The following is a 25309-nucleotide window of genomic DNA, read 5'->3' as shown; positions in this document are numbered from 1 at the left end:
CGTCGCGCGGTCCACGAAGTTGCCCGGGTGAATCGATCCAGTCTTCGAAAACGATTGCGAAGCCCTCCCGGAGCCGCTACGTTCGATCTCGAAAACCTTTTCGATCGGACGACCAACGGCGGTCGTCCAGGGAGGAACAGGATCAATGATGACCCGAGCACTACCCCCGAGAAGCAAGGCGAGGCGCCGTACGTCAGCGCTCGCGACACTCGCCGCCCTGGTGGTCACCACCGGTCTCGGCGTCGGCTCCGCCCAGGCAGCAGGGTCCACCCTGCAGGACGCGGCGGCCGAGACGGGCCGGTACTACGGCACCGCGATCGCCGCCAGCCGCATGAACGACCAGCAGTACATGAACATCGCGAACACCGAGTTCAACATGATCACCGCCGAGAACGAGATGAAGATGGACGCGATGCAGCCGCAGCGCGGAAACTTCAACTGGGCCAGCGGTGACCGGATCGTCGACTGGGCGCTGCAGAACGGCAAGCAGGTCCGTGGTCACGCCCTCGCCTGGCACTCCCAGCAGCCCGGGTGGATGCAGTCCATGGAGGGGTCGTCGCTGCGCACGGCCATGCTGGACCACGTCACCCAGGTCGCCACCTACTACCGCGGCAAGATCCACTCGTGGGACGTCGTCAACGAGGCGTTCGCGGACGGATCCTCTGGCGCCCGGCGTGACTCCAACCTGCAGCGCACCGGCAACGACTGGATCGAGGCGGCCTTCCGCGCCGCCCGCGCTGCGGACCCGCAGGCCAAGCTCTGCTACAACGACTACAACATCGACAACTGGAACCACGCCAAGACCCGGGCCGTGCACGCCATGGTCGCCGACTTCAAGTCCCGTGGTGTCCCGATCGACTGCGTCGGCCTCCAGGCCCACTTCAACTCGGGCAACCCCGTGCCGAGCGACTACCACGTGACCATCCAGAACTTCGCCGACCTCGGCGTGGACGTGCAGATCACCGAGCTCGACATCGAAGGCTCCGGGACCTCGCAGGCCGAGCAGTTCCGCGGTGTGCACCAGGCCTGCATGTCCGTGGCGCGCTGCACGGGCATCTCGGTCTGGGGCGTGCGAGACACCGACTCGTGGCGCGCCCAGGGCACCCCGCTGCTCTTCGACGGCAACGGCGGCAAGAAGGCCGCGTACCACGCAGTGCTGGAGCAGCTCAACAGCGGCGACGGCAACCCGAGCGACCCCGGCGAGCCGGGCAACCCCGGAAACCCTGGCAACCCCGGTGACGGCACCTGCTCGGTGACGGTCACCCGTGGCGACTCCTGGGGCGACCGGTTCAACACCACGTTCACCGTCACCGGCAGCGACGCCTGGACCGTCCGGATCAACACCGGCAACGGCCAGAGCCTGCAGAACTCCTGGAACGCCAGCGTCTCCGGCACCAGCGGCACCCTGACCGCCACACCGAACGGCAACGGCAACTCCTTCGGCATCACCCTCTACTCCAACGGCAACACCACCACCCCGACCGCCACCTGCTCGTCGGCGTCCGGCGGCGACAGCGGCTGCTCGGTCACCGCGACCTCCGGCGACTCCTGGGGCGACCGGTTCAACACCACGTTCACCGTCACCGGCAGCGACGCCTGGACCGTCCGGATCAACACCGGCAACGGCCAGAGCCTGCAGAACTCCTGGAACGCCAGCGTCTCCGGCACCAGCGGCACCCTGACCGCCACACCGAACGGCAACGGCAACTCCTTCGGCATCACCTTGTACTCCAACGGCAACACCACCACCCCGACCGCCACCTGCACCACCGCCTGACGGCCTGACAGCTCTCCCGCGAACCGACCGGTCCGTGGGAGGACACCGATCCCCATCTCCGGGTGTTCCGCCCCCCGCGGTCCCGGAGGTGGGGATCTGTCGTTCCGCCCCCTCAGGGCCGGGTGAGCACCCCCAGCGGTGTTAGCTCGAGGACCGGACCACCAGCCGTGGCTCGAGCACCTCATGGACGTCCTCGGCCCTGCCGTCCAGGCGCTCACGCAGGAGGGCCACGGCCCGCGAACCCATGACGTCCCGTTGCTGCTGCACGGTGGTCAGCGCGGGCCGGGCCCGGCGGGCGAGCACCGTGTCGTCGTAGCCGACGACGGCGAGCTCGTCCGGGACGCGCAGCCCCGCGTCGAGGGCGTGGTCGAGGACGTCGACCGCCTCGACGTCGTTGCGCGCGAACACCGCGGAGGTGCCGTCGTCCAGCAGTGCGCCGAGCGCCACCGGGTCCGGGGCCACGACCCGCACCTCGTCGTCGAGCCCGGCGGCGCGCATGGCCGCCTCGTAGCCGCGGCGCCGGGCGATCCCGGCAGGCCGCGTGGACGACGTCACGTGGGCGATGCGCCGGTGCCCACGTGCGACCAGGTGCTCGACGACGAGCGCCGCGCCGTGCTCGTCGTCGTTGTTCACCGAGTCGATGCCGCTCACGGGCTCGGCGGTCCGCCCGACCATGACGACGGGTGCTCGCCGCGCGGCGGCCACCAGCACCTCCTCGGGCACCCAGGAGGACACCACGACCAACCCGTCGGCCCCGAGGTCCAGCAGCTGCTGGACACGGTCAGCGAGGCGCCCGCGGTCGCGCGAGCCGTGGGCGAGGAGCACGGAGAGTCCGGAGTCCTCGGCGGCGGCCTCCACCGAGGCGACGATCTCCGTGTGGTACGGGTTGTCGAGGCTGGAGATGACGGCGCCGAGCATCATCGACCGGCCCTGCTTGAGCGTCCGCGCGGTCAGCGAGGGCCGGTAGCCGACCCGCTCGGCGACGACGAGGATGCGCTCCCTGGTCCTCTCCGAGACGCCGGCGTCGCCGCGCAGCGCCAGGGAGACGAGCGACTTGGACACCCCGGCCGCGGAGGCGACGTCGACCAGGGTGGGGCGCGGGCGGGCGGAGGCGGGGGGCACAGGCTCATCCTGCCCACCTGAGGGCGTGACCGCGAAACCATCGCTCGGCATCGATCTGGAACGTTCCAGATGTTCGATCCTCGTTCACCGTCAGGCCACCGGCACGACGCCGCCCGGTCGCTGCCCGTCCCTAGCGTCACCGTCGTGACGATCGCTCCCAGCCCCGAGACCTCCCTGCCCGAGCCTCTGCCCCGCCCCGCCGAGGTGCCGGCCGCGCTGCGTACCCGGCCCGCCGCGCTCCTGCTCGACTTCGGCGGCGTCGTGCTCACCACGAGCAAGCGCCCGGGCGGCCTGGAGCTCATGGCCGAGCACGTCGCCGAGGTCCTGGCCCGCGCCGGCCACCGCCGCACGCCGCTCGAGCTCGTGCCCGTGCTGCGCGGCGGCAAGACGGCGCTCAAGGACTGGAAGAACGCCGCGTCACGTCGCCTCGCACCCGAGGAGCTCGACCACCGCACCATCTGGCGGGAGTTCTACGGCTCGCCGCTGACCCCGGCCGAGCGGGAGGTGCTCGCCGGGTCCGCCGGACAGCTTCAGGAGACGATCACCCGCACGCTCACCGACCACACCGTGCGCCCCGGCGTGCGCGAGCTGCTGGCCCTCGCCCGCGACCTCGGCGTCCCGGTCGGCATCGTGTCGAACGCCCACTCCGGCCGCGCGCACCGCGCGATCCTCGCCGAGCAGGGCATCGCCGACGCGTTCGCCGTGCAGGTCTACTCCGACGAGGTCGGGATCCGTAAGCCGCACCCCGGCATGATCGAGCTCGCCGCGCAGGCGTTGAGCACGACGCCGGAGCACTGCTGGTACGTCGGGGACACCTTCGACCGCGACGTCGTCGCCGGGCGACGCGCCGCCGTCGCCGGGCTGGTCCTCACCCGCGACCACCACACCGACCGCTCGCCGTTCCCTGTGACGGAGCAGCCGGACCTCGTCCTGGAGGACCCGACGGGCCTGGTCGACCTGCTCCGCGACGCCGGCCAGGCTTCGCCCGCCGACGGCGCGCGCGTCGCCGACGGCGCGACGAGGCCTTCGCCACGTGGCGTCAGCGCGCTCCTGCTCGACCACGGCGGAGTCATCGCGGTCTCGCGGCCCGACGACGCCACCCGTCGCGCGTTCGCCGCGCAGCTCGCCGCCGGACTCACCGCAGCGGGCTACCCGACCGGCGTCGACGAGGCCGCCGACGTCCTGGACCGGGCCCGCGCCGCCCACAAGTCCTGGAAGAAGCGCCACGAGGTCGCGCCCGACGGCGGCACCCGGGTCGCCGAGATCGACGCGACGACGTTCTGGGTGGAGCTCGTCGGCCCCCTGCTCGACCACCACGGCCCCGGCGTGCGGCACTGGCTGCGTGCCGAGGCGCACGCCCTCATGGTCGACTACGCACGCACCAAGTCCACGCCCGTGCTGCGACCCGGCGTGCGCGAGCTGCTCGCCACCGCCCACGACGCCGACGTCCCCGTCGCCGTCGTGTCCAACACGGTGTGCGGGCGGGCCGTGCGCGCCGAGCTCGTCGAGCACGGCCTCGACCACCTGGTCGGCGCGCACGTCTACTCCGACGAGCTGGGGCTGCGCAAGCCCGACCCCGCGACCGTCCGCACCGCCCTGACGGCCCTCGACGCCGACGCCGCCCGCGCCGTGTTCGTCGGCGACAAGCCGCACCGCGACGTCGCCGCGGCCCGGGCTGCCGGCGTCGGCACCGTCGTCCTGGTCCGTGGCGGTGCCACGTCCGACGAGCAGCTCGACGCGCTCGGAGCCGACGCCCCTCTCCGGCCCGACCACCTCGCCCCCGACATGGCCGCTGCCGCCGAGCTCCTGCGGGAGCGGACGTCGCGTCCTGCGCCCACCCCCTGATCGCCGGCACCCGCCGGTCGCCCTGGAAGACCCGAGACGAACCTTCGAGGAAGGCACTCATGTCCAGCAACGTCGCCGCCACGGTCGACAAGGCCCGCAGCAGGCTGCCGCGGTCCGAACAGCTCTCCGGCCCCCAGAAGCTCATGATCCTCGTGCTGTCCATGACGCTGTACGGCGTGGGCGACATCGTCGCCAACGTCGTGCCCGAGGTCCAGGTCGGGCCTCTCGAGCTCGGCGTCTCCTACTTCGCGTTCATCGCCGTGGTGCTCGCGGCCCTGCTGTCACCGTTCTGGGTGGCGCTCGGCGCCCCGCTGGGCGAGCTCGTCTTCTCGGACATGCTGCTGGGGGACTTCGGCGGCCTCAGCGAGCTCGAGGGCTTCCTGCAGACGGCCCTGGCGATCTACGTCGCGGGATGCCTGGTGCGCAACCCGCTGAACCGGGTGCAGGTCGCCCTCGCGCCGGTCGTCATGGTGCTCGTCGACAAGGTCAGCGGCGGCATCGTCGACATCCTCAAGGTCGTCATCGGGATCGACCCCGAGTCTCTCGAGGAGGCGGACGGTCTCCTCGGGGCGTTCCTCCTCGCCGAGGGCCTCGACATCGTGGTGACCGTCGTGTTCTCCGGCATCCTCTTCGGTGCGCTGCCCGCCCTGTGGTTGACCCCGCGGCTCTACGGGAAGATCGAGCCGATCATGGGCCTGCGCCCGCGCGACCCCCACGACCCTCCGCGCCTGACCGGCCCGTCCGGGATGCGCTTCTGGCCGATCGCGCTCCTCGCCCTGCTCGCCGCCGGGGCCGTCGCCCTGTTCGCCACCTGGGAGGAGTTCGTCGGGCGTGAGGAAGGCCTGTCGACCCTCGGCTCGTTCGAGCCGGACTTCGTCGACCAGTTCGGCGAGGCGTGGATGTGGGTGGCCGGCGCCGTCGCCCTCACCGTCGGCCTCGGGCTCTTCGTGGTCGTCGCCGCGCTCAGGGCACGACGGTCCCGTGACGCCGAGACGCCCGCCGCGAGCACCGCCGAGGACGACGAGGCGAGCTTCTGATGCCGGCGCCGACCACGGTGACGGCGGTCCCCCCGGCCGACTCGACGACCGGCACCCCGGCGATCGAGGTGCAGGGACTGACCTTCCGCTACCCCGGGGCCTCGCAGGACTCGCTGCACGACGTCGACCTGGCGATCCAGCCGGGGGACTTCGTCGCCGTGGTCGGCGGCAACGGCTCGGGCAAGACCACGTTGTGCAAGGCGTTCAACGGACTCGTCCCGCACTTCTGGAACGGGGACATCACCGGGCGCGTCCGGATCCACGGGCGCAGCACCGCCCGGCGCAGCGTCGGCGAGATCTCGCACGACGTCGGGTACGTCTTCCAGGACTTCGGCAACCAGCTCGTGCGGCCCACGGTGCGCGACGACGTGTCCTTCGGCCCCCTGAACTTCGGGCACGAGGACTGGGCGGACCGGACCGACCGCGCACTGGCCTCCCTCGGCCTGGGTGACGTGGCCGCCACCCACACCTGGCAGCTCTCGGGCGGCCAGCAGCACCTCACCGCCCTGGCCGGGGCCCTGGCCCTCGCACCCTCGGTCCTCGTCGTCGACGAGCCCGCCGCCGAGGTGGACCCGCGCCGCGCCGCGGTCGTGTACGAGCACCTGACCCGGCTCAACCAGGAGCACGGCATCACGGTGGTGGTCATCGAGCACCACGCCGAGCTCATCGCGCGCTACGCACGCAGTGTGGTGCTCATGTCCGACGGACGGGTGCGCTGGCACCTGCCCGTCCGCGAGGCGCTGGCGCGCCGCGACGACCTCGCCGAGGCCCACGTCCCCGACCCCCAGGTGGTCGCGCTGAGCCGCGCGCTGGTCCCCGAGATCGCGCGCGGCGAGCGCCCCGTCCCGATCACCGTCGACGAGTGCGCCGACCTGCTCCGGCCCTCCGTGCGCACCTCTGCGCAGGACGGACCCGCGCCGTCGGGCCCGGACGGTCTCCCGCCGGCCGACGAGGTCGGCAGGCCGCTGGTGGCCCGCATGGTCGGCGTGGAGCACGGCTACCGCACGGTCTCCGGCGACCGGCACACCGTGCTGCGGGACCTCGATCTCGACCTCCACGACGGCGACCGGGTGGCGCTCGTCGGCTCGAACGGAGCCGGCAAGTCGAGCCTGCTCTCCGTCCTGTCCGGCCTCGCCGTCCCGCGCGCCGGCACCGTCGAGGTCGACGGCCGCGACACCCGCTCGGTCCCCGCGGCCTCGCTCGCCGACACCGTCTGCTACCTCGTGCAACGCCCGGAGGAGATGTTCCTCCAGGACTCGGTCCGGGCCGACGTCGCGATGCATCCGCGCGGACGCCGGGCCTCTGACGCCGACGAGCTCGTCGAGGAGGTGCTGGCCAGGGTCGACCTGAGCCGGTTCGCGGACCGCGACGGGAGGCTCCTGTCCGGCGGGCAGCAGCGCCGGGCCACCCTCGCGATCGGACTCGCGATGCGCCCGCGGCTGCTGCTGCTCGACGAGCCGACGTCGAGCCTGGACCTCGCCTCGCGCGACGACGTCATCGGGATGCTCGACGCCCTGAGCGACCACATCCGCTGCACCGTGGTCGCCACGCACGACATGCACCTGGTCGCCGAGTGGGCGAGTCGCGTCGTCGTGCTCGACCAGGGGCGCGTCATCGCCGACACCGACCCACGGACGCTGTTCTCCTCGCCCGACGTGCTCGACCAGGCCCGCCTCGTCCCGCCCCAGGTGACCCAGGTGGGTGCCGCGCTGAGGCTCCCGGTGCTGCCCCTGACCGTCGAGGAGCTGGTCCGCCAGGCCTCGTCCCGCCCTGCCGAGGAGACCGCATGACCGCCGTCGCCACCGACCGCCCGACCCTCCCGACCCCTGCGGACGGCCCCGCCGCTGCCGAGCGCGGTGGCCGACGGAAGTCCGTCCGCTCCGGGTTCGACCGGGTGACGGTCGAGTGGGTCAAGCTCGAGCTGATGCGGGTCGCCTACGCCACCCGAGGCGGCTTCCTGGCCCGCCGGGACCCTCGCGCCGTCCTGGGGTGGTACCTCGTGTGCGCCGTGGTGCCCTGGTTGACCTACTCGACCCCCGCCCTCGCGGTGTTCTTCGTCCTCGCTCTCGCCTGCGCGCTGGCAGCGCGCATCGGACCGCTGCTGCTCGGTCTGTTCACGCTCGGCCTGCTCGGGCAGGCCGCCTACGTGCTCGTGCTGGTCTTCGTGCTCGGCGGGAACGCCGCGGCGATCGACGGGCTGCTGCAGATCTCTCTCAAGCTCGGTGCGATCTCGCTGGCGTCGATGGCCGCGTTCGTCTCCCTCGACCCGGAGAAGCTGTCCGACGGGCTCCAGGCGTTGCGGGCGCCGGCCGTGCTCGGGTTCGGCGTCAGCTACGGCTACCGGATGGTGCCGCTGCTCATCGACGAGTTCCAGACCATCGTCGACGGGCACCGCCTGCGCGGCGCCCCGCCCCGGGGCCACGGATTCCTCGGCTGGAGGACCGCCGTCCGGATCGGGACCATCGCCGTGCAGGCCTTCTACCCGCTCATCCTCAACACGGCCAAGCGGACCCGGACGACGGTCGAGGCGCTGGAGACTCGCGGATTCTCGCCCACGGGGACGGACGACCCCGGCCGGCGGCTCCGGCTGGCACACCTCCGGTTCACCTGGGCCGACGCCACGCTGCTGCTCGTGACCCTGGGGATCGGGGTGTCCGTCCTCGTGCTGCTGTAGCCCTGCTCAGTCGCCGGACGCCGCCCAGAAGATCGCCGAGGCCGCCTGGCTCATCGGCCCCTTCGGGTGGGTGCGGAAGAACGGTGACGTCCCGAAGACGACGGCCCGCGCCCCGGAGGCACTCTCCCCCGAGATGACGGCCGCCTGCCCGGCGGCCGCGACGGGACCGTTCGCCCCGCTGCCCGTCCCGCGCCAGTGCCCCGCCAGGAACGGCTGCTCGGCGTCGTACCGCAGCTCCGCCGTCGTCCCCTCGCCCAGGTCCGTGAACCAGTACGCCGGGTAGATGAACGACGTGTCCTGCGGGTGGGCCGCGAAGATCGACGACCCGGGGGTGTCGACGTCGACGATGCCGTTGCCCGAGCCGTTGCCGGCCACGACGGTTCCCGCGACCAGCCCGAAGGACGACGCCACGGTGAACGCCTGGTTCGTGCGGCCGACGATCGCGCCGCCGTCGTCGAGCCAGTCGGCCACGGCGGCTCGGCCGGCCGAACCGGCGGCCAGGTTGAACGAGGTGCCGACCCACAGCACGTCGGCGCCCTCCAGGCCGGTCGTCGCGGTCGCCGCCCCGGCGTTGACCCCGGCCGCCGTGACGCGGACCAGGTCGTCGAAGCCCAGCGCGGTCAGGGACAGCACGTCGTCCTGGTTCCCGGCGACGGCGACGGTGAGGTCCTCGAGGCGTGCGTCGTCGTCGAGCGAGACGACGACGTCGCGCGACACCTTCTCGAAGGCGATGTCGTACTCCACGACGACCTCCGCGGCCACCGGCAGGCCCTCCGGCCCGACGACGGCCCTGCCGTCGTCCAGCAGCCAGACGGGCGCGTCCTCGCCGAGCAGGTGGTTGAGCGCCCGGTAGTCCTCGACCCCCGCCACGTCGAAGGCGACGTGGTCGGCCCTCCGAGGCAGCGTGCCGTCGCTCGGCACCCGCTTCAGCGGTACCACCGGCCGGACCCGCGGGCCCTCCACGGAACCGACCTTGTCGACGGTCGCGCCCCACGTGTGGGCCAGGCTCCACGCGGAGATGTCGTACATCGAGGGGATCTGGCCGGAGATGTCGGTGCCCAGGTCGAGCAGCACGTTCGCGAGCCCTCGCCGCGGCTGGTGCATGTCCACGACGAACGAGCCGGCCGGGTAGGTCACGCCGTCGACCCGTGTCGCGCGTGGCAGCGTGCCGACCTCGACGCCGTGGAGGAGCAGCGCGTCCACGAGCGCCTCCGCGTCGGAGGAGGAGCGTTGGCCGTCACCGACCGGGACGACGTACGCCGCCGGGAGGTCGACAGGGTTCTGGTCGTCGGCAGCGTCCCAGTGCTCCTTCCACTGGTCGGGGCCGGGCACGGCCGCCACGTCGTCGGCGGTGAGGGCCGCCTTGGGCTCGCCGGCCACACCGCGCCGGAAGAGCTCGATCTGGTCGGCGAGCATCGCGTCGCTGTTCGCCGACACGTAGTCGAGGATCGACTCCATGGTGGTCCTGGCGACCGCGGTGTTGATCACCGCGTTCGCCGGCGTCGTGGTGGGACCCGTCCGGCCGCGAGGCAGCTCCACGGTCGCGGTGACGGCACCGTGGTAGGCGGCGTACTGCGCGGTGAAGATCGGCGGATAGTCGTCCCAGCCGGAGGGCGTGTCCCGGTACGGGATCTTGATGTTGCCGGTGTTGCGCGTGGTCACCTGCCCCGTGGTGGTGTCGTAGTACGTGTTCCCCGGGATCTGGGCGGCGGTGACGTCGGCCTCGACCTGCAGGGCCAGGGCGTAGCCGTGCGGGACGAACAGGTCGTACTCGTAGTTCTCCCCGTGCGGGGGACCGCACGGCTCCATCTGCAGCACGTTGGTGTACCCGTGGAAGTCGGCGGCGTACAGCGGCTGCAAGGCCTGCGCGGTGGCGATGAACGACGTCGCCTCCGGGGTGGCGCCGGTGACCATGTCACGGTTGGCGTCCAGGCCCAGCGACGTGGCCCGGGTCGCCGCCGTGCGGCCGTCGGGGTTCAGCGACACGGAGAAGTAGACGCGGTGCTGCGCGAGCAGCTCGGTCACCGCCGCGTCGTCGGAGGTGGCCATCTCCTCGATGAGCTGCATCGAGGCGTCGGTGCCCTCCCACTCGTTGCCGTGGATGTTCGAGCTGATCCAGATCGGCGTCTTGTAGCCGGCCGCGAGCTGCTTGTCGCGGGCCGCCCGCTGCGGGGCGGTGCGGATCTGCTCGCGCCAGCGGGTCTGCTTCGACGTCTCGCCGCGCTTCTCCGGCGCGGTGAGCGTGACCAGGTAGAGGTCACGCCCCTCGGTGGACTGCCCGACCACCTGCGCCGAGACGCGGTCGCTGGCCGCCATGAGGGCGTTCAGCCGGGGCGCCAGCTCGGAGTAGGCGATGGTCTCGTTGAGGCGCGTCGCGTCGTCGGGGTCGGCGGGGTGCACCGTGAGCCTCGGCTGGTGCGGGTAGGACGCCGGCATGTCGATGGCGCCGTCCGTGGCCTTCGCAGCGGGCCTGCCGGCAGCCGCCTCGACCAGCTCGGCGAACGCGCGGGCCGACCCGGGAGGCCCCTCCCGGTCCGGCCCTCGACCGCTCGACTGGCCCGCCGCGACCCTCTCGTCGTGGTCGTCGGCGACGGCGGCCCCCGCGGCGAGCGTGGAGACCGCGACGGCCGTTGCCGCCAGTCCTGCGATGACGCGCTGCAGCTTCATGAGACCCCTTCGGTGACGAGCAGTGGGGCGGGGTCGGCGCCTCGGGCGCCGACCCCACACGCTCAGCCTGGAGCATCGATGTTTCATCGGTGTGACCGGCGACACACTTTCTGCGAACGCCGTCCGGTCAGCGCCGCACCACGGCGGGCTCGTTCTCCTCCGCCTCGCGGTCCACCCGCGCCGCCCGCAGACGGGAGAGCACGACGGCTCCCATCGCGATCCCGGCGGCGACCACGGCGATGGAGATCCGCAGCACGTGGTTGGCGTCCTCCGGCACGCTCAGCATGACCACCGCGGGGGCGATGAGCAGGGAGACCAGGTTCATGACCTTGATGAGCGGGTTGATCGCCGGGCCCGCGGTGTCCTTGAACGGGTCGCCCACGGTGTCCCCGATGACGGTGGCCTCGTGTGCGGGCGAACCCTTGCCCCCGTAGGCGCCGTCCTCCACGATCTTCTTCGCGTTGTCCCACGCCCCGCCGGAGTTGGCCAGGAAGATCGCCATGAGCACGCCCGCTCCGATGGTCCCGGCGAGGAAGCCGGCCAGCGGCCCGACGCCGAGGCCGAAGCCGACCGCGATGGGGGCGAACGCCGCGAGCAGGCCGGGGGTGGCGAGCTCGCGCAGCGAGTCCTTGGTGCAGATGTCGACGACCCTGCCGTACTCGGGCCGCTCGTCGTAGGTCATGATGCCCGGGTGCTCGCGGAACTGGCGTCGCACCTCGTAGACGATGGCACCCGCGGCACGGGTGACGGCATCGATCGCCAGCCCGGAGAAGAGGAACACAGTGGCCGCGCCGAGGATGACGCCGACGAGCGTCACCGGCGAGATGATCTCGTAGCTGAGCATCGAGCCCACGAGCCCGCCGCCGACCGTCGCGACCTCCGCGACCGCCTTCTCGACCGCGTCGGCGTAGGAGCCGAACAGCGCGGTGGCCGCCAGCACCGCCGTCGCGATCGCGATGCCCTTGGTGATCGCCTTGGTGGTGTTGCCGACGGCGTCGAGGTCCGTGAGGATCTGCGCCCCCTCCTCGTCGACGTCGCCGCTCATCTCGGCGATGCCCTGCGCGTTGTCGCTCACCGGCCCGAAGGTGTCCATGGCCACGATGACGCCGACGGTGGTGAGCAGCCCGCAGCCGGCGAGCGCCACGAGGAACAGCGACAGCCAGATCGACCCGCCGGCCAGGAGGAAGACGCCGCAGATCGCGGCGGCGATGACACCGGCGGTGTAGACGGCCGACTCGAAGCCGATCCCGATGCCGGACAGGACCACGGTGGCCGCGCCGGTGCGCGAGGTGGCGGCGACGTGCTTGGTCGGCTTGGAGTCGGTCCCGGTGAAGTAGCCGGTGATCCACAGGATGACGCCTGCCAGCACGATGCCGATCAGCACGGCCAGCGAGGCGACCACGCGCGGGTCGGAGGTCACGCCGTCGAGGTCGGCGGTGCCGCCCATCCCCGCGAAGGAGCTCGGCAGGTAGACGAAGGCCGCGACGGCGGCGAGGAGCGCGCCGACGACGGCGGAGACGTAGAAGCCGCGGTTGATGGCGGTCAGCCCGGACTCGTTCTCCCGCATGCGGGTGATGATCACGCCCAGCAGGGCGACGAAGGCGCCGACGGCGGTGACGACGAGCGGGAACACCAGGCCCTGCTCCCCCATGACGGCCTTGCCGAGGATGAGTGCGGCGACCAGCGTCACGGCGTAGGACTCGAAGAGGTCGGCGGCCATGCCGGCGCAGTCGCCGACGTTGTCACCGACGTTGTCCGCGATGGTGGCGGCGTTGCGCGGGTCGTCCTCGGGGATGCCCTGCTCGACCTTGCCGACGAGGTCCGCGCCGACGTCGGCTGCCTTGGTGAAGATGCCGCCACCGACGCGCATGAACATCGCCAGCAGCGCCGCACCGAAGCCGAACCCCTCGAGGACGGCGGGGGCGTCGCCCCGGTAGACGAGGACGACGCCGGCGGCTCCGAGCAGGCCGAGCCCGACCACCGACATACCGACGACGCCGCCGGTACGGAAGGCGATGCGGGCGCCGACCCGGCGTCCGTCGGGTCGGGTGGCGGCAGCCGCGACACGGACGTTGGCCCGCACGGCGAGCCACATCCCGAGGTAGCCGATGGCCGCGGAGAAACCGGCCCCGACGAGGAACGCCACGGATCGGCCGATGCGGACGCCGCCGTCGCCGGGAAGCAGGAAGAGCAGGGCGAACACGACGACAGCGAACAGCGCCAGCGTCCGGAACTGCCGGCTCAGGTAGGCCGAGGCCCCTTCCTGGACCGCCTGGGCGATGTCCTGCATCTTGTCGGTGCCCTCTTCCGCGGCGAGCACCTGCCGACGCAGCGTCCCCGCGCAGACCAGAGCCGCCACGGCGATCACGGCGATGACCGCGACGATGGTGATGCTGTCGGACCCGAGTGTGAGCATCCGTCCTCCTCGACGTGTGCTGCGCACCACGTCCGGGTCGCCGTCGACCAGGGCGGGAGCGTCTACCTGAGACCCCGCCGTCGCCGTTGACGGCGGGATGCGCGTGAGTCTACTCACGTGTGACGGCTGTCACGAACCGGCAGGTGCTCCGGGCAGCCAGGTGGGAGTCGTAGACTCCCCGCCACAAGGTCAACGACGACTGGATCGGAGCGCGACGTGAACTCCTTGGTGCTGATGGTGGTGGGCCTGGCGATGGTCCTCGCCGGGTACTTCCTCTACTCGAAGTTCTTGGCCCACCGCATCTACAAGCTGGACGAGGGCTTCCGCACGCCGTCCCACGAGATGCGCGACGGCGTCGACTACGTGCCGACGAACAAGTTCGTGCTGTGGGGCCACCACTTCACGTCCGTGGCCGGCGCGGCGCCGATCGTCGGCCCCGCCATCGCGGTCGTCTGGGGCTGGGTGCCGGCGTTCCTCTGGGTCACGCTCGGCACGGTCTTCTTCGCGGGCATGCACGACATGGGCGCGCTGTGGGCCTCGGTACGCAACAAGGGCCGGTCGATGGGCATGCTGTCGGGCCGCTACATCGGCGCACGCGGCCGCGGGCTGTTCCTCGTCGTGATCTTCCTGCTGCTGCTCATGGTCATCGCGGCCTTCGCCGTGGTCATCAAGAACCTGCTCATCGCGACGCCGTCGTCCGTCATCCCGGTGTGGGGTGCGATCGTGGTGGCGCTGATCATCGGCCAGATGATCTACCGCTGGAAGATCAACCTGCTCGTGACGACGGTCATCGGCGTCGTCGCGCTGTACTCGCTCATCCTCGTCGGCGACCGCTTCCCGGTGGTCCTGCCCGACCCGATCCTCGGCATGTCCCCGGCCACGTTCTGGATCGTGGCCCTGTTCCTCTACGCGGGCATCGCCTCGCTGCTGCCGGTCTGGGTGCTGCTGCAGCCGCGCGACTACATCAACGGCGTCCAGCTCTTCATCGGCCTGGGCATCCTCTACGGCGCGGTGCTGTTCTCCAGCCCGACGATCGTGGCCCCCGCCTACAACGAGAACGTCCCCGCGGACACCCCGAGCCTGGTCCCGCTGCTCTTCGTCACCATCGCCTGCGGCGCGATCTCCGGCTTCCACGGCATGGTCTCGTCCGGCACCTCCTCCAAGCAGCTCGACAAGGAGACCGACGGCCGGTTCGTCGGCTACTTCGGCGCGGTGGGCGAGGGCATGCTGGCCCTGGGCGCGATCATCGCCACCACGGCGGGCTTCCGGACCCTGGCGGACTGGGAGGCGGTCTACTCCTCGTTCGCCGTCAACGGGGTGGGCGCGTTCGTCGACGGCGGTGCGGCGATCGTCAACAGCGGCCTGGGCATCCCCGCCTCGCTGTCGGCGACGATCCTGGCGACCATGGCGGTGCTGTTCGCCGCCACCACGATGGACACCGGTGTGCGGCTGCAGCGGTTCGTCGTCCAGGAGGCGGGCGAGCTGGCGGGCATCCGGGTCAACAAGCTCGTCGGTACCGTCATCGTGCTCGTCGTCGCGATGGGGCTGGTCTTCAGCTCCGGCGGCGACGGCGACGGCGGTCTGCTCATCTGGCCGCTGTTCGGGACCACGAACCAGCTGCTGGCGTCGCTCACGCTGGCGGTCGTGGCCGTCATCCTGCTGCGCAAGAAGCGCAACCCGGTGCCCGTACTCATCCCGCTGGTCTTCGTCCTGGTGATGTCGATCTACGCCCTGATCGTGCAGCTCGGCACGTTCTGGTCCGACCAGAACTGGCTGCTGCTGGGACTCGACGTCATCATCCTCGTGGCGTCGCTGTGGGTCGCGGTGGAGGCGGTCGCCGCGATGAACGCGGCCCGCCGCGGCACCTTCGACCCCGAGACGGACGAGCCGGTCCCCAGCGGGACCGTGGGAGCCGGGGCCGACACCTCGCAGGATTCCTGATGGTCGGCACCCCGAGCGTCCTGGCTTCCCTCTCGGCCGGGCTGCGTGAGTTCTACGAGGCGCCCTACCGGCGCACGATGGCTCGCGCCCGGCGCGACGAGGACGACCTGTTCACCCTGGTCGTGCTCGCCGAGGCGCTCGGGGTGCCCGACCCCGCCTCCTACTACACCGTCGAGATGCTGCCGCTCGTGGCCGACCGTGTGCACGAGTGGCACACCCGGATGGGCCTGGACCGCTCACCGCTGGAGCACGTCTCGTGCTGCTAGACCTCGCCGCCCGGCGACGCGTCGTCTTCCTCGGTGGCAAGGGCGGCGTCGGGAAGACCTCGATCGCCTCGGCGGTCGCCCTGGCCCAGGCCCGGGCGGGGCGACGGGTGCTGGTGGTCTCCACCGACCCCGCCCACAACCTCGGCCACCTGTGGCAGCGCAGCGTGGGCGACGACGTCGTGCGGCTCGCCACGGCCACCGGTGAGGGCTACCTCGACGGGGTCGAGGTGGACCCGGAGCGTACGACGGCGGCCCACCTGTCCGCGGTCCGGGCCACGTTGCGACGTCTCATGCCGGAGCACCTGGGCGGCGAGGTCGACCGGCACCTGGACCTGGCCCGCGAGGCCCCGGGGATGCACGAGGCCGCGATCCTGGAGCGGGTGGCCGACCTCGTGGAGACCGGCACGGCGGACTACGACCTGGTCGTCCTCGACACCGCGCCCTCCGGGCACACCGCCCGGCTGCTGTCCCTGCCGGAGACCATGGGTGCCTGGACCGACGGGCTGCTGCGCCGGCGCGACCGCTCAGACCGGCTCGGGGCCGCCGCCCAGATGCTCGGCGGGCGGGGCGAGGCCACGGCCCGCCGGGACGCGGAGATCCGGGCCGTGCTGACCCGGCGCCGCGAGCGCTTCGCCCGCCTGCGCGAGGTCCTCACCGACCACGAGGCCTGCACCTTCGTCGTCGTCCTCGCCGCCGAGCGGCTGCCCGTGCTGGAGACGGTCGAGCTGGCCCGCCGGCTCGAGAAGCTCGGCGTGGACGTCGGCGGGCTGGTCGTGAACAAGCGGTCCCCCGCCGACGCCGGGGAGCTCCTGGCGGCGCGCCGTGCCGCCGAGGCACAGCACCTGCTGACCCTGCGTGACGACCTCGGGCACCTGCCCGTGGACGAGGTGCCGCTGCTCGCCGCCGAACCCGTCGGCGAGGCGGCGCTGGTGTCGCTGGCCGCCCACCTCTGAGGACAACGCCGTCAGGGCGTGCCGGCCACCGGGACGGCCGGCGCGGCCAGGGCCCACGTCGTCGCGTGTCGCACACGCGGCTCTCGTCGGGTCACCGGGCGGCGGCGGAGCCACCACACCGTGTAGCCGACCAGGACCGCCACGCCGAGCACGCCCGACACGTACTGCGCCCACTGCGAGCCGAGCAGCCCCGCATGCGGGGTCTGCAGCCACTCGACGCGCTCGACGATCCACCGGCCCGGGTGCGTCGCCGAGTCCGCGTCAGCGAGGTCGCCGCCGGGACCCGGTCGCGCACCCAGGGCACGACGTCGGCGTACGGGTCCCGGACGAGCCCGAACCAGAGCCACAGCGCCGCCATCGCCACCAGGACGTCGACCGTCACCACGCCCCACAGGCTGTGGGTGACCTCGTAGCCCGGCCGTCCGGGGAGGAACATCGGCAGGTCGGGCGCCACGGAGCCTGCGACCAGCGCACTCATCGGCAGGGCGGTCCGCCCCAGCGGGAGGACCGCGGCGGCGTGGGCAGGCGTGAACGGCATGGCGGAACACTAGTGGCATCAGGAGGCACCGGGGCAGGCCGGTCGTCCAGCCGACCGGCCGTGCTGTCGCCCTGCCGTGCGAGGATCTCCCCATGCCGGAGCACACCCCCGTCACCGCCCTGTCCCAGGTCCCCGACGCGGCCCGCACGCACACCGAGGACCTCGGCACGTTCGTCACCGCCTCGCCGTCGTCCTACCACGCCGCCGCGGAGGTGGCCCGTCGCGCCGAGGAGGCCGGGTTCATCCGGCTGATCGAGACCGACGCGTGGGAGGTCGTCCCCGCAGGCCGCTACGTCGTCGTGCGCGACGGCTCGGCGATCGCCTTCGTGGTGCCGCCGTCGGCCGGTCCGACCATGCCGTTCACCGTGCTAGGCACGCACACGGACTCTCCCGGCTTCAAGCTCAAGCCGAAGCCGACCACCGGGCGCGACGGCTGGGTCCAGGCCGGCGTCGAGGTGTACGGCGGGCCCCTGCTCAACTCCTGGCTCGACCGCGAGCTCGAGCTCGCCGGGCGACTCGTCACCCGTGACGGTTCCGAGCACCTGGTGCGCACCGGGCCGTTCGCCCGCATCCCCCAGCTCGCGATCCACCTGGACCGCGCGGTCAACGACGGTCTGACCCTCGACAAGCAGCGGCACACCCAGCCGGTGCTCGGGCTCGGCGAGGTCAGCGACGCCGACGTCCTGGCCGAACTCGCAGCCCGCGTCGAGGGAGCGACCGTCGCGGCGCAGGACGTCCTCGGCTACGACGTGGTGGTCGCCGACACCCAGGCGCCCCGGGCGTTCGGCACGGGCCGATCCCTGTGGGCGTCCGGCCGGCTCGACAACCTGCTGTCCACGCACGCCGCCCTGACGGCATTGCTCTCCGCGGCGCCGGAGGACCTGACCGGCATCGCGGTCCTGGCCGCCTTCGACCACGAGGAGATCGGGTCGGAGTCCCGCTCGGGCGCCGCCGGGCCGTTCCTCGCCGACGTCCTGGGTCGCGTCTCACGCGCACTGGGGGCCCGGGGCGAGGAACGCCGTCGAGCCCTGGCCGCCTCGCTGTGCGTCTCCTCCGACGTCGGGCACGCCGTGCACCCGAACTACCCGGAACGTCACGACCCCGCCAACCACCCGCACGCCGGCGGCGGTCCGATCCTCAAGATCAACGCCAACCAGCGCTACTCGACCGACGCGCACGGGGCGGCGCTGTGGCAGGCGGCCTGCGAGGCGGCCGGCGTGCCGTCGCAGGAGTTCGTCTCGAACAATGCGATCCCCTGCGGCTCCACCATCGGTCCGATCACCGCGACACGGCTCGGCATCCGCGTGGTGGACGTGGGCGTGCCCATCCTGTCGATGCACTCCGCACGCGAGCTGACCGCCGTCGTCGACCCCTGGTACCTGACGCGTGCGATGAGCGCCGTGCTGGTGCACTGACCCTCGGCGCGGGCTGACCCTCAGCGCAGACCGAGCTTGCGCGAGCAGTGCGGCCACTGCCCCCACCCGGCCCGGGCCTGCAGGATCTGCGCACGCTCGGTCTGCTCCTTCGCGCTGTTCCGGTGCGGCAGGCCCTTGCCGCCCACGGAGCGCCAGGTGCGGGCCGTGAACTGGTACATGCCGTAGTAGCCGTTCCCCGTGGCGATGTGGGGCCGGCCGCCCGACTCGCACTGGGCGAGCTGACCCCACACGTCGCGCTTGCGGAGCTTCTTCTCGGACACCCAGCCCGACTTCCCGTTCGGCAGCCTGACCTTGACACGGTCGACGTCGCGGCCCGTCGTGCGGGCGAGCTTGACGACCTTCGTGCCCAGCGCCGCGCGCTCCACGGAGCGGGACGCCGGCCGCACGTGCTGGCTGACGGCCACCCGTCCCGTGGTGAACCGCTTGCCGCTGGTGCCCTGGAGCGGCACGGACGTCACCGCGCGCTTGCCGACCCAGCCGACCTTGCCACCGGGCAGCCGCACCTCGAGCAGCCGAGGCTTGCGGTCCAGGACCACCAGCCGTGTGCCGGCACCCGGACGGGCGACGGTCCGGCTGGACCGGTCACGCTTCACCGTGACTCTGGCGCGGTCGACCTTCACCCAGCGCACGGCGCGCTGCGGGGCGGTCGCGAGACCTCCGACGGCGGGGCTCGCCGAGGAAGGAGCGTTCGCCGCCGCGGGGGCGGCAGGGGCGGCCTGCGCAGGGGCGACCGTCAGCGGGGCGAGCGTGACCGCCGTGGCCGCCGCGAGGGCAGCAACGAGCCGCCGAGATCTGGTGAGGGGCATGACACCAGGGAACGATGGTCACGATCAGATCACGGCCTCGTCCGGCGACTCCTCGCAAGACCTTCACCGCGGGACCGCAACTCGATGGCGCAATCAGGGACGAGCCTCCTGCACCGCCCGGACCGCGCATCCGGCCCAGCGCCGGGCGATCCGGGACATGTCGTCCGTCCCCGCCGTCGGGCACCCCTGCCGGGCGCCCGACGGTGAGGTCGACCGGTCAGGCCTGCTGCAGCGCGGCCCGACGGCGACGCACGAGCAGGAAGCCCGCGCCACCTGCCACGAGGGCACCGGCGGCCAGCAGGATGCCGGTGACGGTCGCACCGGTCTGCGGGAGCTCCTCGGCGGTCGTCTGGGCCCGCACCTCCTCGGCCTCCGCGGTGTCCGCCGCGGCGTCGTCGTCCGCGGAGATGTCCACGACCTGCTGGGGACGGCCGATGGTCGAGTCGGTGTCCTCGGTCTCGGTGGCCTCGGACGGCACGGTCTCCCGGTCCACCGGGGTCTCGGCCGGGGGCTCGGTGCCGCCGGGGGTCTCCTCGGACCCCTCCGAGCCCTCGGTCTCGTCCGTCTCGTCCGGGGTCTCGTCGGAGTCGCCCGGGGTCTCGGCCGGGGGCTCGGTCTCGTCCGTCTCGTCAGGTCCCTGGGTCTCGTCCGGGGTCTCGGTCTCGTCCGGGGTCTCGCCTTCGTCCGCGTCGTCCGAGGTCTCGGACGGCGAGCCGGTGCAGACGGGTTCCTGCCCGCCCTCTCCGAAGTGCTGGTTCACGCCGTGCACCTGGACCCAGGTGATGCAGAAGTCCTCGGCGTCGGTCAACGCGCTCCACGGCACGAAGGACTTCCCGATGTACTTGCCCTGGGGGTTCTCCGGGTCGAACGGGAGGTTCCGCCACTCTGCGTGGTCGCGGTCCTGGTACTTGCTCTCCAGGTGGAGGTTCACCGTGCCGAACGTCCCGGTGACGTTGACGTGATCGTTGTCCTCGAACGTGCCGTGGTGCAGCCGGATGCCCTCCGCCGTCACGTCGTACGGCGTCGGTGCGTCCGACCCGCCTGCCCAGGCCAGCGATGCCGGGGTGAGGACGAGAGCGGCGGCGAGCGCCGTGGTCGAGAGCTTGCGCATGGAGGTCCTTCGTCGAGATGGCGCCCGGCCGGCAGCCAGATCCGTGAGAGCGGTGCCACCGCCTGGGATGCACGTTATGTGTGTGAAGTCATGACACGGTACCGATGCCGGGCTGATGGATCGATGACCGATGATAGCGACCTCGGTCTGCGAGCAACACCCACCTGTGGTAGAAGCTCGGGTGAAAGTCGACGCGGGCACCAGTGCGACACTGTCCGCGTGGCACCCGACCCCGCGCCTGCCGCTCACCCGCTGCTGGACGTGCTCACCGCCCGAGGCTCCCGCGCCGACCGCCTCCTCCACTCCCGCACGTTCCCCGCGCGCCCCGCCCGGCACGCCGAGTGGCCCGCCTGGGCCGACGACCCCCTGGTCGCCGGGTACCGCGCCCTCGGCGTCGATCGCCCGTGGACCCACCAGGTCACCGCCGCCGACGCCGCCTGGCGCGGCGAGCACGTCGCCCTCGCGAGCTCGACAGGATCCGGGAAGTCCCTGGCCTTCTGGTTGCCGGCGCTGACCGCGGTACGCGCCACGCGTGCCGCCTCGCAGGACGACCGCCACCGCATCGAGTCCTCCTCCCGGCCCGGCACGGTCCTGTACCTGTCCCCCACCAAGGCGCTGGCCGCGGACCAGCTCGCCGCCCTGAGCCGGCTCCTCGACGCCGCCGGGACCCGAGACGTCCGGGCGACGACCTGCGACGGTGACACGCCGCCCGACGAGCGTCGCTGGGTGCAGGACCACGCCGACGTCGTGCTCACCAACCCCGACTTCCTGCACTTCGCGCTGCTGCCCGGTCACCGCAGGTGGTCACGGCTGCTGCGCGGCCTGCGGTACGTCGTCGTCGACGAGGGGCACGCCTACCGCGGGGTCTTCGGGGCGCACGTCGCCCTCGTGCTGCGCCGTCTGGCCCGGCTGGCCGAGCACTACGGCGGCACCGCCCCGACGTTCGTCGTCGCGAGCGCGACCACGGCAGAGCCCGCCGTGAGCGTGGCACGGTTGCTCGGCACCGTCCCCGACGCCGTCACCGAGGTCCGCGACGACGGCTCGCCCGCCGGCCGGCGCACCGTCGTCCTGTGGCAGCCACCCGAGATCACCGGCCCGGCGTTCGAGCGCTCGGACGGCGCAGCGGACGACGCCTCCGACCCCTGGACGCTCCCCGACCCCCTCGATCCCGCGGCGAACGAGTCCGACGCCGTGCTCACCACCGAGGGGAAGGCCGAGCACCCGCGCCGGTCCGCGACCGCCGAGGTCGCCGACCTCCTCGCCGACCTCGCCGCGCACGGCGCCCGGACGCTGGCCTTCACGCGGTCCCGTCGCGGTGCGGAGTCCGTGGCCCAGCAGGTCCGCGACCATCTTCGGCCCGTCTCCACCGAGCTCGCCGCGCGGGTGGCGGCGTACCGGGGCGGCTACCTGCCCGAGGAACGGCGCGAGCTCGAGCGGGCGCTCCGCACCGGGGAGCTGCTCGGCCTCGCCACGACGAACGCCCTGGAGCTCGGCGTCGACATCTCGGGGCTCGACGCCGTGCTCGTGGCCGGCTGGCCCGGCACCCGCATGTCCCTGTGGCAGCAGGCCGGCCGGGCAGGGCGAGCCGGTGCCGACGGGCTCGTGGCGTTCGTCGCCCGGGAGGACCCGCTGGACACCTACCTGGTCACCCACCCCGAGGCGGTGTTCGACGCGCCCCTGGAAGCCACCGTGTTCGACCCCGGCAACCCGTACGTGCTCGCCCCCCAGCTCTGCGCCGCCGCCCAGGAGGTACCCGTCCGCGCCGAGGAGCTGGCACGGTTCGGGGAGCCCGACCGGGTGCGGGAGGTCCTCGGCGTCCTCGTCGCCCGCGGCCTGCTGCGACGTCGACCCTCCGGCTGGTACTGGACGCACGCGCAGCCCGCCGCCGCCATGGCCGACCTCCGCGGCGCCGGCGGGCAACCGGTCCGCGTCGTCGAGGCGACGACGGGCCGTCTGCTCGGCACGGTCGACGCCTCGTCCGCCGACGGCCAGGTGCACGACGGCGCGGTGTACGTCCACCAGGGCGCCACCTACGTGGTCGACCACCTCGACCTCACCGACCACGTGGCACTCGTGGCACGCCGCGACGTCGACCATGCGACCTGGTCGCGCGACGTCATGGAGATCTCCCTCGAAGAGCCCGGCGACCCGGACCACCCCGCCCCGGAGGGCTCCCGGCCCCCGCAGCAGCGCGCGTGGGGCCCGATCACCTGGGGACTCGGCCCGGTGGAGGTGACGAGCCAGGTCGTCAGCTTCCAGCGGCGTCGCATCCCGGACATGCAGGTGCTCGACACCGAGGCGCTCGATCTGCCGTCACGCACCCTCGGCACCACGGCCGTGTGGTGGTCCGTGCCCGACCACGTGCTGCGCGCCGCCGGCGTCGACGACGACGCGACCCCCGGCGCGCTGCACGCGGCGGAGCACGCCGCCATCGGCCTGCTGCCGCTGCTCGCCACCTGCGACCGGTGGGACCTCGGCGGGGTCTCGACGGCGCAGCACCCGGACACCGGCGAGGCGACCGTCTTCGTCTACGACGCCTATCCCGGTGGTGCCGGCTTCGCCGAACGGGGCTTCGAGCTCGCCGAACGGTGGGTCCGCGCCACGCGGGACGCCGTCGCCGCCTGCCCCTGCGCCGCCGGGTGCCCCGCCTGCGTCCAGTCGCCCAAGTGCGGCAACGACAACTCGCCGCTGGACAAGGCCGCCTCCGTGCGCGTGCTGGACGCCCTGCTGCGGCACGCCCCCGGCAGCGACCAGGCGACGGAGCCGGTCCCGACCGTGCCCGCCCGGCCGTAGCGCCTACGATCGTCGCGTGACCACCGACGACCTGACCGCCCTCCGCCACCACCGCGAGTCGCGGCGGGTGGACGCCGCCAACGCTCGCTCCTGGCTGCTGCTCAACGCCCTGCGCACGCAGGACTTCGACGCCGCGCAGCTCTCCCGCGCCGACCAGCTCGTGCTGGACTGCGAGGACGCCGTGGACGAGTCGCGCAAGGACGAGGCGCGCGACGGGGTCCTGGGCTGGTTCGCCGACGGGGGGCGCGCGTGGGTGCGGATCAACGAACGCGGGTCGGACGCCTGGTCCGACGACGTGCGCGCCTTCCGGGACGTCGAGGGCCTGTGCGGCGTCATGCTGGCCAAGACCGAGAGCCCCGACCAGGTGGTGGACACCGCGCAACGACTGGGCGGTCACGTCCCCGTCATGCCCCTCGTGGAGTCGGCGCTGGGCATCGAGGACGCCGTGAGCATCGCCCGCACCCCGGGGTCGTTCCGGCTCGCCTTCGGCTCGGGCGACTACCGCCGTGACACCGGCGCCGCCAACGAGCCGCTGGCGATGGCCTATCCCCGCTCCCGGCTCGTCACGGCGAGCCGCATCGGGGGGCTCCCCGGCCCGGTGGACGGCCCCACGGTGGGCTCCAGCCACCCACTGCTGCGCGAGCAGTCGGGCGACGCCGTCGCGATGGGCATGACCGGACGGCTCTGCCTGGACCTGGAGCAGCCCGCCGTGGTCAACGAGGTCCTCTCCCCCGCGCCGGCCGACGTCGCGTGGGCGATCGACTTCCTCGCGGAGTTCGAGGCCTCCGGGTCGGTCATCCGCGACGGCTCGGACAAGCCCCGGTTGGCGCGCGCCCGCCTCATCAACCAGCGCGCCGAGCTGTTCGGCATCGAACCGAGCTGATCGTCCGACGTCGAACCCCGGCGAGGCGTGCGCCGCGGGCCGGGGACCGGCCCACGCGGTCGCCTCCGCGGTGCCGAGCCTCGACCACGAGGCCGGCCCGACGGCGGACCGGGCCACGGTGACCCCCACGACCCCGCCGTGCCGGACCTCGCAGGACACCACGTGCGCCCCGTGACGTCCCACCGCCTCCGTCGCCGTCGAGCACGGGTCGTGACCCCACCGCAGCGCGGTGGCTCCCGCGAGGGCCCCCAGGTCCGCGGCCGACCGGGCGACCGACCGTGCCTGCTGGGCGGCGCCGAGCGCCGCGAGCGCCACGCACAGGACCACGACCACGGCCGCCAGCCCGAGGACGAGCACGGTCCCCGCCCCCCGCTCGTCCTCGCCGAAGGTGTCGCACCGACCGGTCATGGTTCCACCCAGGCCACGGCCTCTCCGGTGGCGCGGAGCGGGCCTGGGGCGAACCACCCGCCCACGACCGGGCGGGTGACCACGACCCGCACCCACTCACCGTCCTGCGTCACGGTGACGTCGGCGCCCTGACCCGCCACCCGGGTGGCGACGGACCGCACGACGGCAGGGTCCTCCCCCACGGCGACCTGCCGGGCGCCCGCCCGGGCCGCGTCCGCCGCGCGCATCTGCGCGGTGGACGCGGCCGCGAGCGTGAGCACCGCGACCAGGAGCAGGACGACCACCGGCATGCCGACGGCGAGCTCCGCCGTCACCGACCCGCGCTCCGCCCGGCCGCGGCGTCTCATACCGACAGCGCCGAGCCGATGATCGACTCGAGCATCCCGCGCACGGTGTCGCTCTGGAGCACCAGGATCAGCAGGCCGGCGAACCCGACGGCGGCGATCGTCGCGATCGCGTACTCGGCGGTGGCGAGCCCGGCCTCGGGGTCGTGGTCCGGGGTGCCGCTCGGCCGGTCCACGACGGTGCTCGCGGGCCTCGTTCGGACGGTCATGGTCGTTCCTCTCTCCTCCGGGCTCCTGCCCGGTTCGTGGCCCCGCGACCGGCTGGTCCCGGGGGAGTCCGTCCGCGCCGACC

Annotated in this window: 19 protein-coding genes and 2 pseudogenes; 11 read left to right on the top strand and 10 right to left on the bottom strand. The window is 72.9% G+C overall.

Annotated elements, in window-relative coordinates; translation table 11 throughout:
• Nucleotides 1-220: 220 nt before the first annotated feature.
• Nucleotides 221-1777, top strand: a complete 1557-nt coding sequence (locus HDG69_RS02575; RefSeq protein WP_343036219.1) for an endo-1,4-beta-xylanase — start codon at nt 221-223, stop codon at nt 1775-1777.
• Nucleotides 1778-1918: 141 nt separating this feature from the next.
• Here HDG69_RS02575 and HDG69_RS02570 read toward each other — a convergent pair whose 3' ends face one another.
• A complete protein-coding gene (locus HDG69_RS02570; RefSeq protein ID WP_216645136.1) occupies nt 1919-2899 on the bottom strand; it encodes a substrate-binding domain-containing protein in 981 nt (326 codons plus the stop codon).
• 144 nt (nt 2900-3043) lie between these two features.
• Between HDG69_RS02570 and HDG69_RS02565 the strand changes: the two genes are divergently transcribed.
• From HDG69_RS02565 to HDG69_RS02550, 4 genes are read left to right on the top strand one after another with little or no spacing between them, the layout of a single operon-like run.
• Nucleotides 3044-4744, top strand: a complete 1701-nt coding sequence (locus tag HDG69_RS02565) for an HAD-IA family hydrolase (RefSeq protein WP_171782205.1) — start codon at nt 3044-3046, stop codon at nt 4742-4744.
• Nucleotides 4745-4803: 59 nt separating this feature from the next.
• The gene (locus HDG69_RS02560) at nt 4804-5781 is read left to right on the top strand and encodes a DUF8171 family membrane protein (RefSeq protein WP_171782204.1); all 978 of its coding nucleotides are present in this window, start codon (nt 4804-4806) and stop codon (nt 5779-5781) included.
• Nucleotides 5781-7571, top strand: coding sequence for an ABC transporter ATP-binding protein (locus HDG69_RS02555; RefSeq protein ID WP_171782203.1), 1791 nt, complete (start codon nt 5781-5783; stop codon nt 7569-7571). Before HDG69_RS02560 ends, HDG69_RS02555 begins: the two co-directional genes overlap by 1 nt.
• Nucleotides 7568-8455 (top strand): energy-coupling factor transporter transmembrane component T family protein, encoded by an 888-nt coding sequence (locus HDG69_RS02550; protein WP_171782202.1) that lies wholly within the window; start codon nt 7568-7570, stop codon nt 8453-8455. Before HDG69_RS02555 ends, HDG69_RS02550 begins: the two co-directional genes overlap by 4 nt.
• Nucleotides 8456-8461: 6 nt before the next feature.
• Here the strand turns inward: HDG69_RS02550 and HDG69_RS02545 are convergent, their stop codons facing one another.
• Nucleotides 8462-11122: a M14 family zinc carboxypeptidase gene (locus tag HDG69_RS02545; RefSeq protein ID WP_171782201.1), complete on the bottom strand. Its 2661-nt coding sequence runs from the start codon at nt 11120-11122 to the stop codon at nt 8462-8464.
• Between the two features lie 127 nt (nt 11123-11249).
• Nucleotides 11250-13538: a sodium-translocating pyrophosphatase gene (locus HDG69_RS02540; RefSeq protein WP_171782200.1), complete on the bottom strand. Its 2289-nt coding sequence runs from the start codon at nt 13536-13538 to the stop codon at nt 11250-11252.
• A 216-nt stretch (nt 13539-13754) separates the two neighbouring features.
• On the opposite strand from HDG69_RS02540, the gene HDG69_RS02535 reads away from it, so the two are divergent.
• Genes HDG69_RS02535 through HDG69_RS02525 form a run of 3 tightly spaced genes read left to right on the top strand, consistent with a single transcriptional unit; the run spans nt 13755 to nt 16698 of the window.
• Nucleotides 13755-15479 carry a carbon starvation CstA family protein gene (locus HDG69_RS02535; RefSeq protein WP_171782199.1) on the top strand — a complete coding sequence of 575 codons (1725 nt, stop codon included), beginning with the start codon at nt 13755-13757 and terminating at the stop codon, nt 15477-15479.
• Complete coding sequence (locus tag HDG69_RS02530; protein ID WP_171782198.1) at nt 15479-15745, top strand: cory-CC-star protein; 267 nt, start codon at nt 15479-15481, stop codon at nt 15743-15745. Before HDG69_RS02535 ends, HDG69_RS02530 begins: the two co-directional genes overlap by 1 nt.
• The gene (locus HDG69_RS02525) at nt 15736-16698 is read left to right on the top strand and encodes a TRC40/GET3/ArsA family transport-energizing ATPase (RefSeq protein WP_171782197.1); all 963 of its coding nucleotides are present in this window, start codon (nt 15736-15738) and stop codon (nt 16696-16698) included. Before HDG69_RS02530 ends, HDG69_RS02525 begins: the two co-directional genes overlap by 10 nt.
• 11 nt (nt 16699-16709) lie before the next feature.
• Here the strand turns inward: HDG69_RS02525 and HDG69_RS19295 are convergent, their stop codons facing one another.
• The gene (locus HDG69_RS19295; RefSeq protein ID WP_171782196.1) at nt 16710-17045 is read right to left on the bottom strand and encodes a DUF4184 family protein; all 336 of its coding nucleotides are present in this window, start codon (nt 17043-17045) and stop codon (nt 16710-16712) included.
• Nucleotides 17036-17176 (bottom strand): annotated as a pseudogene (locus tag HDG69_RS19290) (DUF4184 family protein); the annotation flags it as partial. The gene HDG69_RS19295 and the pseudogene HDG69_RS19290, both read right to left, overlap by 10 nt.
• A gap of 152 nt (nt 17177-17328) precedes the next feature.
• Between HDG69_RS19290 and HDG69_RS02510 the strand changes: the two are divergent.
• Entirely contained in the window at nt 17329-18651 is a 1323-nt protein-coding gene (locus HDG69_RS02510; RefSeq protein WP_171782195.1) for a M18 family aminopeptidase, read from the top strand.
• 20 nt (nt 18652-18671) lie between these two features.
• Here the strand turns inward: HDG69_RS02510 and HDG69_RS19285 are convergent, their stop codons facing one another.
• Nucleotides 18672-19478, bottom strand: coding sequence for a transglycosylase family protein (locus tag HDG69_RS19285; protein ID WP_216645135.1), 807 nt, complete (start codon nt 19476-19478; stop codon nt 18672-18674).
• A 217-nt stretch (nt 19479-19695) separates the two neighbouring features.
• Nucleotides 19696-20589 (bottom strand): LPXTG cell wall anchor domain-containing protein, encoded by an 894-nt coding sequence (locus tag HDG69_RS02500; RefSeq protein WP_171782194.1) that lies wholly within the window; start codon nt 20587-20589, stop codon nt 19696-19698.
• A 219-nt stretch (nt 20590-20808) separates the two neighbouring features.
• Here HDG69_RS02500 and HDG69_RS02495 point away from each other — a divergent pair, with 219 nt between their 5' ends.
• Entirely contained in the window at nt 20809-23382 is a 2574-nt protein-coding gene (locus HDG69_RS02495) for a DEAD/DEAH box helicase (protein ID WP_343036218.1), read from the top strand.
• A gap of 16 nt (nt 23383-23398) precedes the next feature.
• Entirely contained in the window at nt 23399-24265 is an 867-nt protein-coding gene (locus tag HDG69_RS02490) for an HpcH/HpaI aldolase/citrate lyase family protein (RefSeq protein ID WP_425484004.1), read from the top strand.
• A 54-nt stretch (nt 24266-24319) separates the two neighbouring features.
• On the opposite strand, the pseudogene HDG69_RS02485 reads toward HDG69_RS02490, so the two are convergent.
• From HDG69_RS02485 to HDG69_RS02475, 3 genes and pseudogenes are all read right to left on the bottom strand, one after another.
• A pseudogene (locus tag HDG69_RS02485) lies at nt 24320-24673 on the bottom strand (Rv3654c family TadE-like protein); the annotation flags it as partial.
• Nucleotides 24670-25020, bottom strand: coding sequence for a TadE family type IV pilus minor pilin (locus HDG69_RS02480; RefSeq protein WP_171782192.1), 351 nt, complete (start codon nt 25018-25020; stop codon nt 24670-24672). The pseudogene HDG69_RS02485 and the gene HDG69_RS02480, both read right to left, overlap by 4 nt.
• On the bottom strand, nt 25017-25226 hold the full coding sequence (locus tag HDG69_RS02475) for a DUF4244 domain-containing protein (protein WP_171782191.1): 210 nt from the start codon (nt 25224-25226) through the stop codon (nt 25017-25019). Before HDG69_RS02475 ends, HDG69_RS02480 begins: the two co-directional genes overlap by 4 nt.
• Nucleotides 25227-25309: the final 83 nt, after the last annotated feature.

Origin of the sequence: Isoptericola halotolerans (genome assembly GCF_013149785.1) — a bacterium.
In the GTDB taxonomy this organism is placed as follows: domain Bacteria; phylum Actinomycetota; class Actinomycetes; order Actinomycetales; family Cellulomonadaceae; genus Isoptericola; species Isoptericola halotolerans.
Note: the sequence above shows the minus strand (reverse complement) of the source record. Positions and strands in the feature narration are given on the sequence as shown.

Coding starts and splice junctions, on each gene's coding strand:
- HDG69_RS02560 (WP_171782204.1), top strand. CDS start 4,804: ATGTCCAGCAACGTCGCCGCCACGGTCGACAAGGCCCGCAGCAGGCTG.
- HDG69_RS02555 (WP_171782203.1), top strand. CDS start 5,781: ATGCCGGCGCCGACCACGGTGACGGCGGTCCCCCCGGCCGACTCGACG.
- HDG69_RS02550 (WP_171782202.1), top strand. CDS start 7,568: ATGACCGCCGTCGCCACCGACCGCCCGACCCTCCCGACCCCTGCGGAC.
- HDG69_RS02545 (WP_171782201.1), bottom strand. CDS start 11,122: ATGAAGCTGCAGCGCGTCATCGCAGGACTGGCGGCAACGGCCGTCGCG.
- HDG69_RS02540 (WP_171782200.1), bottom strand. CDS start 13,538: ATGCTCACACTCGGGTCCGACAGCATCACCATCGTCGCGGTCATCGCC.
- HDG69_RS02530 (WP_171782198.1), top strand. CDS start 15,479: ATGGTCGGCACCCCGAGCGTCCTGGCTTCCCTCTCGGCCGGGCTGCGT.
- HDG69_RS02510 (WP_171782195.1), top strand. CDS start 17,329: ATGCCGGAGCACACCCCCGTCACCGCCCTGTCCCAGGTCCCCGACGCG.
- HDG69_RS19285 (WP_216645135.1), bottom strand. CDS start 19,478: ATGCCCCTCACCAGATCTCGGCGGCTCGTTGCTGCCCTCGCGGCGGCC.
- HDG69_RS02500 (WP_171782194.1), bottom strand. CDS start 20,589: ATGCGCAAGCTCTCGACCACGGCGCTCGCCGCCGCTCTCGTCCTCACC.
- HDG69_RS02480 (WP_171782192.1), bottom strand. CDS start 25,020: ATGAGACGCCGCGGCCGGGCGGAGCGCGGGTCGGTGACGGCGGAGCTC.
- HDG69_RS02475 (WP_171782191.1), bottom strand. CDS start 25,226: ATGACCGTCCGAACGAGGCCCGCGAGCACCGTCGTGGACCGGCCGAGC.